Below are 16,167 nucleotides of genomic sequence, written 5' to 3' on the forward strand. Positions count from 1 at the left end.
GTGACACCGTATGGGCGCCATGAGCGCGCTGGAGAAGACGCTGGAGAACCGACTGGAAGCGCTGCGGGCGCGGATCCTCGACAAGGACCCCGTCGAACTGCTCGACGCCCTGCGCACCGAATGCGACGGCAACGCCGTGGTCTCGCCCGCCGGGCGGGTCATGGTGCCCAACGCCTACGACGTCGCGCTCGCCGGCGCCGTCCACGACGAACTGGCGCGCCAGGACGGCCGGGTGGGCCAGGTGCTCACGGACAGCCTGGCCCGGCACGCCGAGCGGCGCGGATACGAATGGGCCGGGCCCCTGGCCGTCCACGTCACCAGGTCGGACGACGTACCGAACGGCCGCTACTCCGTGGCGAGCGGCGTCATGCCGCACGTGAGCGCCGACGGCTTCCCGCACGCGGAGCAGCCGCACACCGCCGACGCCCGGTCATGACCGGCCGGCCGGCATCGCGGTAGCGGGCACCACGAGGTCGGCGCGGTCCCGGGTCGCGGCGACCAAGGCGGCGTTGCGCCCGTCGGTGCCGAGCGCCCAGGCGACCGCGTCCCGGTGGGACTTGCCGAACCGCTCGTGCCGCGCCACCAGACGGCGCACCCGCTCCGCCTCCTCCAGCTCGCAGAACCACACCTCGTCGAGGCAGGACCGCACCCGCGCCCACGCCCCGTCCGCCAGCAGCAGGTAGTTGCCCTCCGTCACGACCAGCCGCGCCGACGGCGGTACCGGTACCGCCCCGGCGAGCGGCTGCTCCAGCACCCGCTCGAAACCGGGCGCGTAGACGGTGTCCGCGTCCGCCTCCTCGCGCAGGCGGCGCAACAGGGCCGCGTACCCCGCCGCGTCGAAGGTGTCGGGCGCGCCCTTGCGGTCCCGGCGGCCGAGCCGGTCCAGTTCGGCGTCGGCGAGGTGGAAGCCGTCCATGGGGACGTGGGCGACCCACGGCTCGCCGGTCCCGTTCAGCTCCCGCACCAGGTGCTCGGCGAGCGTCGACTTGCCGGCGCCGGGACCGCCCGCGACACCGAGGAGCGCACGGCGTCCGCCGCGGGGGAGGGCACGGGCACGGGCGAGGAGGTCGTCGAAGGTCAGCGGCACACCGCAGAGTGTGTCACCTGATCGGACCCGCCCGGGTGGGGAACTGTGTCGGGTATGACCACGCAGCTAGGACTTCCCGAGGGCATCCGGGCCTGTCTCTTCGACCTCGACGGGGTCGTCACCAGGACGGCGGTGGTGCACGCGGCCGCCTGGAAGCAGACGTTCGACGCCTTCCTGCGCGAGCGGGACGGCGCGGACTTCCGCCCCTTCACCGACTCCGACTACGACGAGTACGTCGACGGCCGCCCCCGCGCCGACGGCGTGCGCTCCTTCCTCGCCTCCCGCGGCATCGAACTGCCCGAGGGCGACCCGGACGACCCGCCCGGCGCGCGGACCGTGAACGGCGTCGGCAACCGCAAGAACGCCCTGGTCCTGGAGAAGATCCGCACCGACGGTGTCGAGCCCTACGAGGGCACGCTGCGCTACATCGACGCGGTCCGCGCCGCCGGACTCGCCACCGCGATCGTCTCCTCCAGCGCCAACACCCAGGACGTCCTGCGCTCCATCGACGCCGAGCGCCTGTTCGACGTAAGGATCGACGGCGTCGTGGCCCGCGAGCGGAACCTGCCGGGCAAACCGCGCCCCGACACCTTCCTGGCCGCCGCCCGCGACCTCGGCGTCGAACCGTCCGGCGCCGCCGTATTCGAGGACGCCCTCGCCGGCATGGACGCCGGACGCTCCGGGCACTTCGGCTACGTCGTCGGCGTCGACCGCGTCGGCCAGACCGACGCCCTCTACGCCCACGGCGCCGACCGCGTCGTCAAGGACCTCGCGGAACTGGGGGGCCGGGCGTGATCACCAACCGGACGTACGCCGTCGAACCCTGGTCCGTGCGCGAGACGGCCCTCAACCTCGACCTCCTCGCCCAGAGCGAGTCCGTCTTCGCCCTGTCCAACGGGCACATCGGCTGGCGCGGCAACCTCGACGAGGGCGAACCCCACGGCCTGCCCGGCAGCTACCTCAACGGCGTCTACGAACTCCACCCGCTGCCCTACGCCGAGGCCGGCTACGGCTACCCCGAGTCCGGCCAGACCGTCATCAACGTCACCAACGGCAAGCTGCTGCGCCTCCTCGTCGACGACGAACCCTTCGACCTGCGCTACGGGCGGCTCGTCAAGCACGAACGGGCCCTGGACCTGCGCCGCGGCGTGCTGGAGCGGACCTGCGAATGGACCTCGCCCGCCGGTACGACCGTCCGGGTGCGCTCCACCCGGCTGGTCTCCCTCACCCAGCGGGCCATCGCCGCCGTGTCGTACGAGGTGGAGCCCGTCGACAGCCGGACCCGGGTGGTCATCCAGTCGGAACTGGTCGCCAACGAGAGCCTGCCCGACCCCGACGGCGACCCCCGCACGGCCAAGGCGCTGCGGTCGCCGCTGGAACCCGAGGAGGACCTCGCCGTCGGGTCCCGGCTGCGCCTGGTCCACCGGACGCGGCGCAGCGGGCTCAGGGTCGCCGTGGCCGCCGACCACGTCGTCGACGCGCCCGGGGAGACCACCACCAGCAGCGAGAGCAACGTGGACGTGTCCCGCCTGACCATCACCGCCGTGCTGGAGCCGGGCCAGCGGCTGCGGGTGCGCAAGACGGTCGCCCACGGCTGGTCGGGCGCCCGCTCCCGGCCCGCGATGAGCGACCAGGTGGAGGCCGCGCTCGCCGCCGCGGCGCACGGCGGCTGGGACGGCCTGGTCGACGAACAGCGCGCCTACCTCGACGACTTCTGGGCCCGGGCGGACGTCGAGGTGCACGGCGACGAGGAGATCCAGCAGGCCGTGCGCTTCGCCCTGTTCCACGTCCTCCAGGCCGGCGCCCGCGCCGAACAGCGGGCCATTCCCGCCAAGGGACTGACCGGCTCCGGCTACGACGGGCACGCGTTCTGGGACACCGAGATGTTCGTGCTGCCGGTGCTGACCTACACCGAGCCCAAGGCCGTCGCCGAGGCGCTGCGCTGGCGGCAGGACACCCTGCCCGCCGCCCGGGACCGCGCCGCCCAGCTCGGGCTGCGCGGCGCCGCGTTCCCCTGGCGGACCATCGACGGCTCGGAGGGCTCCGCGTACTGGCCGGCCGGCACCGCCGCCTTCCACGTGGCCGCCGACATCGCGCACGCCGCCGTGCGCTACACGGCGGCGACCGGCGACACCGACTTCGAACGCGACACCGCCCTCGAACTCCTGGTGGAGACGGCCCGGCTGTGGCGCTCGCTGGGCCACCACGACCACCACGGCGTGTTCCACATCGACGGCGTCACCGGCCCCGACGAGTACAGCGCCATCGCCGACGACAACACGTACACCAACCTCATGGCCCGCTCGAACCTGCTCGCCGCGGCCGACGCGTGCGAACGCCACCCCGACGAAGCGGTCCGGCTCGGCGTCGACGACGAGGAGAGCGCCGCCTGGCGGGACGCCGCCGAGTCCGTGCACATCCCGTACAACGAGGAGCTGGGTGTCCACGAGCAGCACTCGGGCTTCACCCGCTACCAGCGCTGGGACTTCGCCGGTACCGAAGCCGACCAGTACCCGCTGATGCTGCACTTCCCCTACTTCGACCTCTACCGCAAGCAGGTGATCAAGCAGTCCGACCTCGTCCTGGCGATGTACACCTGCGGCAGCTGGTTCGACGCCCACTGCGACGAGGACCAGATCGCCCGCAACTTCGCCTACTACGAGCCGCTCACCGTGCGGGACTCCTCCCTGTCCGCCTGCTGCCAGGCCGTCGTCGCGGCCCAGACCGGACACCTCCGGCTGGCCTACGACTACGCCGCCGAGGCCGCCCTGATGGACCTCGCCGACCTGGAGCACAACACCCGCGACGGGCTCCACATCGCCTCCCTCGCCGGTACGTGGATGGCGCTGGTCGCCGGGTTCGGCGGCACCCGGCGGGAGGGCGACAGCCTCCGGTTCACGCCGCGCCTGCCCGAGAAGTTCAGCCGCCTCGCCTTCCGGCTCCAGTTCCGCGGCCGGTGCCTGCGCGTGGAGATCCGCGCGGACAGGGCGACCTACACCCTGTTGGACGGCGAGCCCCTGACCATCCATCACCACGGCGACCGGCTGACGGTGAACGGCGACGGCCCCGTCGCCCGTCCCATTCCCGCTCCCAAGCGGCGCCCCACCCCCGAACAGCCCCCGCACCGCCGTCCCAACGCCCACTGACCCGTGCGCGCGAGGGCGGGCGCGGACCCTCCGACTGGCCGAGATCCGCCCTGCGTACGCGGGGGTCGCGGGTTAGTTTGACCTTGTTCTCCGGATTCCCGGGCTCCCGCCACCGGCGGCTGGAGGTGAGGACGAGCGACCCCGCGAGGCGCGGGGGTGAGGGGTGCACGATGGCCGACGGCGCGAACGCCATGCTGGCCGGCAGACGGCGCGGCGGACCGGCGGCGCCGTCCGGCACCCCACGGCGTCTCGGCCCACGTGCCCCGCTCGCGGCGGTGGCCGCCGTCTTCACCCTGGCCCAGCTGGTCTTCGTGCACCCCTGGATGGGTCTCGGCTGGGACGAGACGGTCTACGTCAGCCAGGTCAGCAGCCACCACCCCGCCGCCTTCTTCAGCGCCCCGCGCGCCCGGGGCGTCTCCCTGCTGGTGGCGCCCGTCGCGTCCTGGTCGTCGTCCACGGAACTGCTGCGCGTCTACCTCTCCGTGCTCTCCGGCCTCGGCCTCTACCTCGCCCTGCGGGCCTGGCGGGGCCTGTTCCCCACCCGCGTCCTGGCCACGGCCGGCGCCTTCTTCGCCACCCTGTGGGTGACCCTGTTCTACGGTCCGCAGGCCATGCCCAACTACTGGGTCGCGATCGGCGCCCTGGTGTGCGCGGGCTGCTTCCTGCGCTCCTGGCAGGGACCGGCCGGCCGGACCGCGCTGTGGGGCGTGGTGGCCGGGGCCGCGCTGATGGCGTGGATGCGGCCGACCGACGCCGTCTGGGTGACCCTGCCCCTGCTGGTGCTCGTCCTCGCCCGCCGCCGGTGGCCCCTGCTGCTCGCCCTCGTGGGCGGCCTCGCCGCCGGGGGAGTGGAGTGGGTGATCGAGGCGTACGGCTGGTACGGCGGCCTCGGCGAGCGGCTGTCGCGGGCCTCCGAGATCCAGGGCGGCCTCGGCTGGAGCATCGCGGTCGACGACCAGCTGCGCAGCCTGGGCGGGCGGGGCCTGTGCCGCCCCTGCACGGGATCCATGCCCCACCCGGTGGTCACCCTGTGGTGGATCGTCCTGCCGGCCCTCGCCGCCCTCGGGGCCGTGGTCGCGGTCCGGGCCGGGCGCGCCGCGCGGTCCCTGATCCCGCTCGCGTGCGCCGTGACGGCCGCCGCGCCCTACCTCTTCATGATCGGCTACGCGGCTCCCCGCTTCCTCCAGCCCGCCTACGCGCTGCTCGCCGTCCCGGTCGCCGACGCGCTGTGGCACCTGGTCAGGACCGGGCGCGGCCGATGGCGCCCGGTGGCCGCGCCCCTGGTCGCGCTGGCGCTGGCCGGCCATCTGGCGGTGCAGTTCGCCGTCCTCGAGGGGACCGTGGACCGCAACGTCGCCAGCCGCGAGGACTGGGCCCGCGTCGCCCGTGAGCTGCACCGCCTCGGGGTCCGCCCGCCCTGTCTGGTGACCGGGCACGAGTCCATCCCGATCGGCTACTACACCGGCTGCTCCTCCGGCGCCGTCAGCGGCAACAACGAGAACACCACCGCCGGCGAGATCGTCGGCACCGCCCGCCGGATCCCGGTCGCCGACGTCACCGGACCGGGCGGCACCCCGCCCGGATACGCCCGTGGGTGGACCCCGTACCGCGTCACCGACCTGACCGTCCGCGTCGCGCCGCGCGGCTGAGGATCACTGGCCGGAGCGGGTTAGAGATCGCGTTTCGGGAAACGCGAACCGCACACCGAGACACGCGAACCGCAGACCGAGACACCGAGCCGACGCAGCGCGCAAGGAGGCAGCGATGGGCACGGACCCGATGGCCGACGACGTCTACCAGCCCACCGGAACCAACGAGGAGCAGGAGGACGCCGCGCCGCTGGACCTCCAGGACGCCGTCGACGAGCGGACCTACGACGACACGCTCGACGAGGGCTACTCCCCGCCGGAGAAACCCCTCGGCGTGACCAAGCACGGCACCACCGCCGCCGAGCAGCACGACGGCGAGACCCTGGACGAGCGGCTGTCCCAGGAGGTGCCCGACGTGTCCGTGCCCGACGGGGACGGCGTGGGGGACCAGCCCGGCGGTGAGGGCGAACCGGTGGACCCGGAGGCCGGCACCGGCCGCTCCGGCCGCCTGGTCGCCCCCGACGAGGGCGTACGCGCCGACACGACCAAGGAGACGGTCGCCGAGGACGTGGGCATCGACGGCGGGGCCGCGGGCGCCGAGGAGGCCGCCATGCACGTCGTGGAGGACGAGACGGAGCTGCCCGACCCGGAGGACGAACGGAACGCCGGCCGCACCGCCTGACCCGATCGAGAGCTCGACCGAGGGCCCAGCCGAGGGTCCGTCCCCCGATCCACCCCGCCGCGCAGCCGTCACCGAGGCCCGCACGGGTGCCCCTGGCGCCCGTGCGGGCCTCGTGCCGTCCGACGGACGGGCCGCCCGGTGGGCGCCCGTGCGGGCCCGCCCCGGTTCAGGTCGGGCCCGCCTCGGTCAGGGGAGGAGTTTGTCCATGGCCGCGGGGCCCTCGTCGGCCAGCTTGCGCCGGGCCCATTCGAGGTTCTTCGGAGTGACGTCCCGGCCGGCCGCGAGGACCAGGTCCTCCGGGGACACATCGGTGCCGTTACGGGTGTGGAGCAGGTCGTCCGGCGTGGCGCGGTCGTCGCCCGCGCGGGCTTCGGACGGCCGGGAGGCGTCGGGCTGTGACGTCGACATGATCAGTGCTCCTCGGATCCGGATCGCTGCTTCGGTGCCGTGCTGTTGTCGGTCCCGAATATCCCGATAACACCATTCAATGCGGAAGCGGCCCGCGCATCCCGAGGGAGAGGGGTGATTCAGGCCATCGCATGGGGCGAGGGGGTGAGGACGAGCATCGTGACGTCGTCCTCCACGTCCGGGCACAAGCGCACCAGGTCGTCCCAGACCCGGCCGGGGAGCAGGGCCGGGTCCCCGCCGTCCGCGTCGGCGAGGACGGCCAGCCGGTCGGCCAGCGGGTAGAAGGCGCCGCCGGCGTCCCGGGCCTCGACCACCCCGTCGGAGGCGAGGAAGAGCCGGTCGCCCGGCCGCAGCGACACCGCGCACGCCTCGATCGCGCCGGCGTCCGACAGCCCCAGCCCGAGCGGCGTCCACGGGGCGACCTCCACCTCCGTGACCCGCGCGCCCCGCAGCAGCAGGGGCGGCGGGTTGCCGCAGACGACGACGCGCACCTCGCGGGCGTCGGCGGAGAACTCCAGCAGCGCGGCCGTGGCGAACAGCTCGGCGTGCCGCGCGTCCGCCGAGTCCACCAGCAGCCTGCGGTCGAGCCGCCGGGCCACCGACGCGAGGTCGGGCTGGTCGAGCACCGCCTCCCGGAACGCCCCCAGCAGCGAGGCGACCGTCGACACCGCCGACAGCCCGTGCCCCTGCACGTCGCCGGTCACCACCCGGACGCCGAAGGGTCCGTCCCGTACGTCGAAGAAGTCGCCGCCGACGAGGGTCCCGCGCTGCGCCGCCCGGTACAGCCCCGTGCAGCGCACCGCCCCGACCCGGTCGGGCAGCGGGGGCGCGAGGGCGCGCTGCGCGGCCTCGGCGACGGTGCGCTCCAGGTCCAGCTGGGCGTCGCGGCGGCTGCGGACGAACGACACGAAGACGCTGAGCACGGCCACGAAGACGATGGTCAGCAGGTCGGCGTCACCCGGCCGGTCGAGCTGGAGGGCGGGGATGTGCAGCAGCGCGATCACCACACCGCCGAGCAGCGCGGTCGCCAGCGGACCGTAGGACAGGACGGCCAGCGGCGGGATGGCGCCCAGCAGGAAACCGATCTCCAGGGGCTCGTCACTGATGAGCGTCGCCGCGCAGATCCCCACGAGCAGGACCGGCGGCAGCACCCGCACCCACCGGGGCGGCGGGGCGCCGCTCAGCCAGCTCCGCCGGTCCTCGCCCCGGCGCGGTGGCAGCGCCGACACCCATCGCACACCACCACGCTCCTACGCCGCGCCGCTTCCCGCACGCCGGGGCGGCGAAGCCGTACGCCCCCCCCGCCGGGCCGGGAGTCGTCCGGACCGGCGGGGGCGCCGGATGGCATGCTGGCCCGCACGGTGATCGACGGGGCGGCCGGCGGAGGCGACGTGGGGTTCGAGGGCGAGGTCTGGCAGGTGCGCGCGGCACCGGACGCGGGAGACGACCCGGGTGCGGGCGCCGGGATCGGGGAGATCGTCATCGACGACGCGGACTTCCCCTGGCTGTCCGGCAGGTTCCGCGCCGGCCCGGCGTACGGGGCCGTCCAGGAGTTGTTCGCCCGCGAACTCGCCCTCCTAGAGGAGGACGACGCGGGGCCGGGGGCGGAGTGGGAGGCGGTCTACGCCGAGATCGAACGACGGGTGCGGCTGATCTCCCCCGACGGCCCGGTCGCCGAGTTCCTGCTGCACGTCCGGGGCGAGCGGGCCTGGTTCCGGTGGAGCGACGAGCCGTTCGAGCCGTCCGGTCAGGGGGACGGCGGCGGCTGACCGGTCACCGCCCGTCGTTAAGCAGCGCCTCGGCCTCGGCGAGGATCTCGGTGACACGCAGCCCGAAGGCCGCGTCGCACGGGTGCGGTCGCCCGCCCGCGGCCGAGGCGAGCAGCGCGTCCAGGGCACGCAGCAGCGCGGGCACCGGTCCTTCGGCGGCCTCCGGAAGGAGCGTCACGCCCGCCCGGCCCCGCAGCTCCACCGCCGCACCCGCCGCTGCGGGCGGCGCCGTCAGACTGAGCGTGACCGTGCTGGACGCACCGCCGGCGTGCTCCAGGACGAGGTGGACGGTGTCCCCGGGCCCCGGTACCGCCGCCGACACCCGCCCGGTGTCACCGAGGACCGGCAGCAGCACGGACAGGGCGTGCGGTCCCACGTCCCACAGGGCGCCCTTCTCACGTCGCCACGGCGAGGCGGCGAACGGGCTGCCGCCCCCGTCGAACAGGGCGCCGAGCCACTGCGCCCGCGCCGTGAACCAGCCGTCCCGCGCGGCCTGTCCGGCGATCCACGCCTCCGTCTCCGGCTGGAACCGGGCGGTGAAGAAGACGACCGAGGCGACGCCCGCCGCCCGTACCGCGTCGACCACCGCACGCCCCTGCGCCACCGTCGTCGCGAGCGGCTTGTCGAGCAGCAGGTGGCACCCGGCCCGTGCCGCGCGCACCGCCAGTTCCGCCTGCACGGACGGAGGCAGGGCCACCGCCACCGCCTCCACGTCCGCGAGCAGGGCGTCGACGTCGTCGTAGGCCCGCGTGCCGTGCCGGTCCGCCAGCGCCTTCGCGGCGTCCGGGCGGCGCCCCCACACCCCCGTGAACTCCAGAGCGCCGTGCCCGCTCAGGGCGGGCGCGTGCGCCATGTCCGCCCACGGGCCGGTGCCGAGCAGACCGATACGCATCCCGTCGCCTCTCCACGATGCCGGACCCGGGCCGGGCCCGCCGACGTCCCTTCCCCGCGACCGGCGCGCGACGCCCGGCCGACCCGAGCGTGCCACACCGCCCCGGGGACCGGGCAAGGGGCGGGCCCCGCCCCACCCGTCGCACGAGACCGGTGATTCTGCCGATCCCCCCGACCGCACCACCCCTCGACAGTGGCACGGCCAGCTCATCGGCGACCCCGTCCGGCGGATGTCCCGGAACGCGACCCCACGCGTCCCGGGCCGTGTGCGACCACCGGCCGGTCCCCTTCGCCACGACAGAGAGGACGACTCCTCGTGGAGCAGAACCCCCACACCCAGGCCGCCCCCAGGGACACGCGACCGGCGTCGCGCGGAGTCCGGCGGCGGTTCGCCGGCGTGACGGCGGCCGTCGCCGCCGCCGTCGCGTTCAGCACCCTCACCGGCCCCGGCGCCCAGGCCGCCGACAACCCCTACGAGCGCGGCCCGGCGCCCACCGAGTCCAGCATCGAGGCACTGCGCGGCCCGTACTCCGTCGCGGACACCAGCGTCTCCTCGCTCGCGGTCACCGGCTTCGGCGGCGGCACGATCTACTACCCGACCAGCACCAGCGACGGCACGTTCGGCGCCGTCGCCGTCGCCCCCGGTTTCACCGCGTCCCAGTCCTCCATGGCCTGGCTCGGTCCGCGGCTGGCCTCGCAGGGCTTCGTGGTGTTCACCATCGACACCAACACCACGCTGGACCAGCCCGACTCGCGCGGCCGGCAGCTGCTGGCGGCGCTGGACTACCTCACCGAGCGCAGTTCCGTGCGCGGGCGGATCGACAGCAGCCGGCTCGGTGTCATGGGCCACTCGATGGGCGGCGGCGGCTCGCTGGAGGCCGCCAAGTCCCGTCCCTCCCTCCAGGCCGCCATCCCCCTGACGCCCTGGAACACGGACAAGACCTGGCCCGAGGTCAGCACCCCGACGCTGATCGTGGGCGCCGACGGTGACAGCGTCGCCCCGGTCTCCTCGCACTCCGAGCCGTTCTACTCCAGCCTGCCGTCCCGGACGGACCGGGCCTACCTGGAGCTGAACAACGCGACCCACTTCGCGCCGAACACGTCGAACACGACGATCGCGAAGTACAGCATTTCCTGGCTCAAGCGGTTCATCGACAACGACACCCGCTACGAGCAGTTCCTGTGCCCGCTGCCGCGGCCGAGCCTGGCCATCGAGGAGTACCGGGGCAACTGCCCGCACGCCTCCTGACGTTCCGCACGCACCATCCGGCGGCGGTCGCGCGCACGTGGCGACCGCCGTCGGCGCGTTGTGCCGCCGCCGCACGGCCCCGGGCCCGGTCCGCTGTGCCGCCGCACGGCCCCGGGCCCGGTCCGCTGGGCAGCGGCACAGTGCCCGTTCCCGGCGATGCGGCGACAACCGCAGGTGACACGGCCGGTGCGGCGGAGGGCCACGGCGGACCGATGGCTTCCGCGTCAGGTTACGCGCGCGTAACCTCCCGGGAATGACCGGAGAGACGACCGTACCCACGGCCGTGCGGATCCACGGCCGGAGCACCCAACGCCAGGCGGTGCGCGCCCTGCTGGACGGGCTGCGCACCCGCGGCGGCCACCTCCTCGTGACCGGCGAACCCGGACTCGGCCGGACCACCTTCCTCCGGTGGGCCGCCCACTCCTTCCGGGCCGGTCCCGTACTCCACCTCGGCCCCGGCCCCGGCCGGCCCGCGCGAGCCGACGCCGAGGAACTGCTCCGCGCCCTGCGGGCGGCGGCCGGCGACGCCCCCGCACTCGTGTGCGTCGACGACGCCCACCTGTGGGACGCCCCCGCCCGCGCCGCCCTGGCCCGCACGGCCGAACGCCTGCACACCGCCGGGCGCGTCGGGCTGCTCCTCTCCGTCGCCGGCGACCGGGCCGTCGACCATGAGTACGCCCGCATGCCGGTCGTCCGCCTGGACCCGCTCACGCCCCCGTGGGCCGACGCCCTGCTCGACGAGGTGACCGACGGGCCGGCCGACCCCGCCGTGCGCGAGGAACTGCTCGCCGAGGCCGACGGCAACCCGGCCCTGCTCCTCGCCCTGGTCCGCCGGCTGTCACCCGCCGAACTGAGCGGACACCGGCCCCTGCCCAGACCCCTGGCCGACGCCGGAACCCTGGCGGAGGTGGCGGGGCCCGGACCGGCCGGGCTGTCGGCACCCGCCCGGGACCTGCTGCTGACGGTGGCGGCGGCCCTCCGTGCGTCGGACGGGCCGGACGTCGACGCTGGCCCGGTCCTCGACGCCGTACGGCACCTGAGCGCGGCGACCGGGGCGGTGCCCTCCCTGGACCCGCTGCCCGCGCCGCTCGCCCTGACCGGCGACCGGCTCCGCTTCCACGCCTCGCTGGTCCGGCGCGCGGTCCATGCCGCCGCCGCGCCGGACCGGCGCCGCGCCGTCCACCGGGCGCTGGCCGACGTGCTGGCGGCGGGCGGACAGCCGCTCCCGGCGCTGCTGCACCGCTCCTGGTCCCTGGCCGGCCCCGCGCCCGCGCCGACGCTCGCGGACCGGCTGGCGGCGGTCGCGGCCGACGGCACGGTGCCTGGCTCGCACCGGCTGCGCGCCACGGCATACGCCCGCGCCGCCGAGCTGACGGCGGACGGCCCGTCACGCGCCGAGCGGTTCACGGCCGCGGCCTCCCAGGCGCTGCTCGCCGGCCGTCCCGACCGGGTCCGTCCCCTGCTCGCCGCCGCCCGCGACTGCGCGGCGCCGGCCGCCGTACGGGGACGGGCCGAGCTGGTGCGCGGCCTGATGGAACTCCGGGACGGCCCCGTCGGGGACGCCCACCAGTCGCTGCTGCTCGCCGCCTCCCTGCTCGCCGAGGACGCGCCCGCCGACGCGGCGACCGCCGCCCAGGCCGCCGCCGACGCGGCCTGGGCGGCGGGCGACCTCCCGGCCTGCCTGGCGACCCTCGCCCTACCAGGACCCCAGGCGCCCGGCTCCCTGGACGCCTCCGAGTCCGGCGCGCCTGCCCTCCGGGCGCCCGGGGCGCAACCGCCTGCCGGGTCGCAGCCGTCTGCTGGGTCGCAGCCGCTTGCTGGGTCGCAGCCGTCTGCCAGGTCCCAGCCGTTTGCCAGGTCCCAGCCGTTTGCCAGATCCCAGCCGTCTGCCGGGCCCCAGCCGTCTGCCGGGCCCCAGCCGTCTGCCGGGTGCCTGGCGCCGGCATCGTCCCGGGCGCCCGGTTCCCTGGCGCCCCCTGCGTCCCCGGGCCCTGAGGCCCTGACGCCCATCTCCCCGGCTCCCGGTGCCCCGGTGCCCGAGTCCTTGGAGTCCTCCGCGCCCGAAGCGCCTGAGTCCCCGGCTCCTCCACCCCGGCCGCCCGCCGAGACCCTGGCACCGGCACCGGCACCGCCCCCGGGGCCCGGGTCTCCGGTGCCTGGGCCATCGGCTCCGGTGCCCCAGACGGGCCCCGGGGCAGCCCCGGCATCCGTCCCCGCATCCGGCACCCCGGCACCCGGGGCGCCGGCACCCAGGACCCCCGCATCCGGGGCGCCGGCACCCAGGACCCCCGCATCCGGGACGTCGGCACCCGGGACCCCCGCATCCGAGACCCCGGCATCCGGGACGCCGGCACCCGACACCCCCGCGTCCGGGACGTCGGCACTCGGGGCGTCGGCACCCGACACCCCCGCGTCCGGGACGCCGGCACTCGGGGCGTCGGCACCCGGGGCGCCGGCACCCAGGACCCCCGCATCCGGGACGTCGGCACCCGGGACCCCCGCATCCGAGACCCCGGCATCCGGGACGCCGGCACCCGACACCCCCGCGCCCGGGACCCCCGCATCCGAAACCCCCGCGCCCGAGCCCCCGCCCCCCGGGCGGCTCGAACCGCTGAGCCCCGCCGGGCTCGCGGCCGGTGCTCTGAGTGAGCATCGCGTCGGTATGCGGGCGCTGCTCGAAGGGCGGCTCGACCGGGCCGTCGAGCCGCTCGGGCACGTGGTGGCGCGGGCGCGGACCGACGACCGGCCCGAGCGACTGCTGAGATCCGCGTCCGCCGCCCTGCTGCTCGGAGACGTGGACGCCGCCCGCCGGGCGGGGGCGCGGGCCCTGGCCGCCGCCCGGCAGCACGGGTCGGACTCGCTGGTGCCGCAGGCGCTGGAGTACCTCGCCTACGCCGAACTGCGCGCCGGCCGGCACCCGCAGGCCCGCGCCCACGCGGAGGAGGGCCTGCGCACCGCGCTGCGGACCGGGCAGCGCAACACGGCCGCCCACCACCAGGCGGTCCTGGCCCTCGCGGCGTCGATCGAGGACGAGCCGGACACCGTCGCCCGGCTCGTGGCCGCCGCGCTGACCACGGCCCGCCGGCACGGGCTGGCCCAGGCGGCGACCCTCGCCGAGTGGGCGGCGGCCCGGGCCGACCTGGGCCGGGGGCGCCCCCTCGACGCCGCCGACCGGCTCGGACTCCTGGTCCTGCCCGGCCCCGGGCGCGGCCACTTCGCCGTGTGGCGGCTCGCCGTGCCGTGCTTCGTGGAGGCCGCCGTCCTCGCCGGACGCCACGAGGACACCCGGGAGGTCCTCGACGACTTCGCCGGCTGGGCGGCGTTCGGCGCCGATCCGCAGGCCGAGGCGCAACTGGCCCGCTGCCGCGCCCTCCTCGCGCCGCCCGACCGCGCCGACGACCTGTACCTGCGCGCGCTCGCCCGGCACGACGAGGCGGGCGGCGACTTCGAACGGGCCCGCACCGCCCTGCTGTACGGCAAGTGGCTGCGCCGGCGGCGCAGACCCCGCGAGGCCCGCGGCCGCCTCGGCACCGCCCTGGCCGGCTTCGACCGCTGCGGGGCCGGCGTCTGGGCGGCCCAGGCGCGCGGCGAGCTGCGGGCGCTGGGCGCGGGGCCGCGCGCGGGGAGCGCCGGAGCGCTGACCGGTCTGACGCCGCAGCAGCTGCGCATCGCGCGGCACGTCGCCGAGGGCGCCACCAACCGGGAGGTCGCGCTGACCCTCGCGGTCAGCACCCGCACCGTCGACTACCACCTCCGCAAGGTCTTCGCCGCCCTCGGCGTGCGGTCCCGTCTGGAGCTGGCCCGCATGGTCGAGAACGCCGAGCAGGCCGCCGTGACCGAAAAGAGCGGTGCACAACCCTAGGGACCGACCGGACGGTATGCCATCCTTCGGGCAGGACGAGTCAGGGGGCATGCCCGGCGCGGGCGGACGGCCCGTCGCGGGGCGCCTCCGCAAGCCCTGGCCTGGGGAGGACCGCGATGCAGCACGCCGTACGGTCACGAGCAGCGATCCGCACCGGACTGACGCCCGTTCCACGCCCGCGGACACCGAGCGTCGCGTCCTTGATGGACGCGGACGCCCTGCGGGTCCTGCACCGGGCGGCCCGCGCGCTGCTCGACGACCTGCCCGACCTGACCGACCGGCTGGTGGCCCTGCTGCGGGAGCAGGAGCCGGCCTACCGCGCGGCCATCACCCGGGACCCGCAGGCCACCTGGCAGGAGGCCCAGCGCTCGCTGCGGCACAGCGTGACCTCGCTGCTCGACCCCCGCGGCGCGCGGGAGGCGGCCCGCCGCTGCTCCTGGCGGATCGGCGCCTCCCGCGCCGAGCAGGGGCTCCCGCTGGACGCCCTGCTGCACGCCTTCCGTCTCGGCGGCTCTCTGGTGTGGCAGCGGCTGGTCGAGGAGACCTCGAAGGCCGCCCCCGAGGACGTACGCCTCCTCGTGCACGTGGCCGCCGACGTGTGGAACTTCGTCGACGAGCACTGCACCCTCGTCAGCGACGCCTACCGGCAGACCGAGTGGCAGCTGGGTCGGCGGCGCGAGAACCGGGTCCGGCTGCTGGCGGCCGGGCTGCTCGACGGCACCAGCCGCATCGCCGACCTGCCCGAGGCCGCCCAGGCGCTCGGCCTGCCGGAACAGGGGCGGTACGTCGTCGTGGCGGTCACCGGGGTGCACCCCGCCCGCCGCGACGCCGCCCGTGCCGCCGCCGTACCGTCCTGTGCCCGCGTCCACTGGCACGCCGGGGCCGACGTCGACTACGGGATCGTGCTGGTCGGCGCGGGCGACGACGTTCCGGCGAGTGACCCGGAGGACGCCGGTTCCGGGGCCTGCGGACCGCTCGCCGGCCTCCGCGTCGGGATCGGCAGCCCCGTCGACGGGCTCGCCGCCGTCGGCGACGCCCGCAGGCTGGCCGACACGGCCCTGGACATCTGTCCCCCGGGCGGTGGCACGGTGCGACTGGCCGACCACCTCCCCGCCGCCATGGTCGTCACCAGCCCCGAGCTGGGCCGCGCCCTCGCCGAGAAGGTACTCGGCCCGCTGCTGCGCCTGGAGCCCGCCGACCGCGAGGTGCTGCTGGACACCCTCACCACGTGGCTCGACTGCGACGGCTCGGCGCAACGGGCGGGCGAACGCCTCTACTGCCACCGCAACACGGTCCTCAACCGCCTCCGCCGCTGCGAGCAACTGACCGGCCGCTCCCTGGCCCGCCCGGCCGACCTGGTCGAGATGACCCTGGCCCTCACCGCCCGACGGCTCCTGCGCGACTGAGCCCGAGCGGCGGCCCCCAGGTGTGAAGCATGCGGGGCGGGGGGGGGGGGGGGGGGGGGGGGGGGGGGGGGGGGGGGC

At 76.0% G+C, this 16,167-nt stretch carries 13 protein-coding genes; 9 read left to right on the top strand and 4 right to left on the bottom strand.

From position 1 onward, the window contains the following. Positions 1-10: 10 nt before the first annotated feature. Entirely contained in the window at positions 11-436 is a 426-nt protein-coding gene (locus tag ACFIF2_RS21615) for a DUF3662 domain-containing protein (RefSeq protein ID WP_395574839.1), read from the top strand. Here the strand turns inward: ACFIF2_RS21615 and ACFIF2_RS21620 are convergent. Then, complete coding sequence (locus ACFIF2_RS21620) at positions 431-1,087, bottom strand: nucleoside/nucleotide kinase family protein (protein ID WP_395574840.1); 657 nt, start codon at positions 1,085-1,087, stop codon at positions 431-433. The two genes, ACFIF2_RS21615 and ACFIF2_RS21620, sit on opposite strands and share 6 nt — an antisense overlap. Before the next feature lie 54 nt (positions 1,088-1,141). On the opposite strand from ACFIF2_RS21620, the gene ACFIF2_RS21625 reads away from it, so the two are divergent. The 4 genes from ACFIF2_RS21625 (at position 1,142) to ACFIF2_RS21640 (ending at position 6,504) form a co-directional block, all read left to right on the top strand. Next, positions 1,142-1,882: a beta-phosphoglucomutase family hydrolase gene (locus tag ACFIF2_RS21625; RefSeq protein WP_395574841.1), complete on the top strand. Its 741-nt coding sequence runs from the start codon at positions 1,142-1,144 to the stop codon at positions 1,880-1,882. Beyond that, positions 1,879-4,233 carry a glycoside hydrolase family 65 protein gene (locus ACFIF2_RS21630; protein ID WP_395574842.1) on the top strand — a complete coding sequence of 785 codons (2,355 nt, stop codon included), beginning with the start codon at positions 1,879-1,881 and terminating at the stop codon, positions 4,231-4,233. The genes ACFIF2_RS21625 and ACFIF2_RS21630 overlap by 4 nt, the downstream gene beginning before the upstream one ends. A 170-nt stretch (positions 4,234-4,403) precedes the next feature. Next, positions 4,404-5,882 carry a hypothetical protein gene (locus ACFIF2_RS21635; RefSeq protein WP_395574843.1) on the top strand — a complete coding sequence of 493 codons (1,479 nt, stop codon included), beginning with the start codon at positions 4,404-4,406 and terminating at the stop codon, positions 5,880-5,882. A 115-nt stretch (positions 5,883-5,997) separates the two neighbouring features. After that, on the top strand, positions 5,998-6,504 hold the full coding sequence (locus ACFIF2_RS21640) for a DUF5709 domain-containing protein (protein ID WP_395574844.1): 507 nt from the start codon (positions 5,998-6,000) through the stop codon (positions 6,502-6,504). A 186-nt stretch (positions 6,505-6,690) separates the two neighbouring features. Here the strand turns inward: ACFIF2_RS21640 and ACFIF2_RS21645 are convergent, their stop codons facing one another. Beyond that, positions 6,691-6,912: a hypothetical protein gene (locus ACFIF2_RS21645; RefSeq protein WP_395574845.1), complete on the bottom strand. Its 222-nt coding sequence runs from the start codon at positions 6,910-6,912 to the stop codon at positions 6,691-6,693. A gap of 119 nt (positions 6,913-7,031) precedes the next feature. Beyond that, positions 7,032-8,150, bottom strand: coding sequence for a PP2C family protein-serine/threonine phosphatase (locus ACFIF2_RS21650; RefSeq protein ID WP_395574846.1), 1,119 nt, complete (start codon positions 8,148-8,150; stop codon positions 7,032-7,034). Between the two features lie 153 nt (positions 8,151-8,303). Between ACFIF2_RS21650 and ACFIF2_RS21655 the strand changes: the two genes are divergently transcribed. Next, positions 8,304-8,681, top strand: a complete 378-nt coding sequence (locus ACFIF2_RS21655; protein ID WP_395574857.1) for a hypothetical protein — start codon at positions 8,304-8,306, stop codon at positions 8,679-8,681. 4 nt (positions 8,682-8,685) lie between these two features. Here the strand turns inward: ACFIF2_RS21655 and ACFIF2_RS21660 are convergent, their stop codons facing one another. Then, positions 8,686-9,573, bottom strand: coding sequence for a Gfo/Idh/MocA family protein (locus ACFIF2_RS21660; protein ID WP_395574847.1), 888 nt, complete (start codon positions 9,571-9,573; stop codon positions 8,686-8,688). A gap of 315 nt (positions 9,574-9,888) precedes the next feature. On the opposite strand from ACFIF2_RS21660, the gene ACFIF2_RS21665 reads away from it, so the two are divergent. The 3 genes from ACFIF2_RS21665 (at position 9,889) to ACFIF2_RS21675 (ending at position 16,089) form a co-directional block, all read left to right on the top strand. Next, entirely contained in the window at positions 9,889-10,821 is a 933-nt protein-coding gene (locus tag ACFIF2_RS21665) for an alpha/beta hydrolase (RefSeq protein ID WP_395574848.1), read from the top strand. A gap of 253 nt (positions 10,822-11,074) precedes the next feature. Further along, positions 11,075-14,683 carry a LuxR C-terminal-related transcriptional regulator gene (locus ACFIF2_RS21670; RefSeq protein WP_395574849.1) on the top strand — a complete coding sequence of 1,203 codons (3,609 nt, stop codon included), beginning with the start codon at positions 11,075-11,077 and terminating at the stop codon, positions 14,681-14,683. A gap of 116 nt (positions 14,684-14,799) precedes the next feature. Continuing rightward, positions 14,800-16,089, top strand: a complete 1,290-nt coding sequence (locus ACFIF2_RS21675) for a PucR family transcriptional regulator (protein WP_395574850.1) — start codon at positions 14,800-14,802, stop codon at positions 16,087-16,089. The last annotated feature ends 78 nt before the right edge of the window (positions 16,090-16,167 follow it).

The sequence above is a fragment of the Streptomyces sp. BK79 genome, assembly GCF_044142145.1.
Taxonomy (GTDB): domain Bacteria; phylum Actinomycetota; class Actinomycetes; order Streptomycetales; family Streptomycetaceae; genus Streptomyces.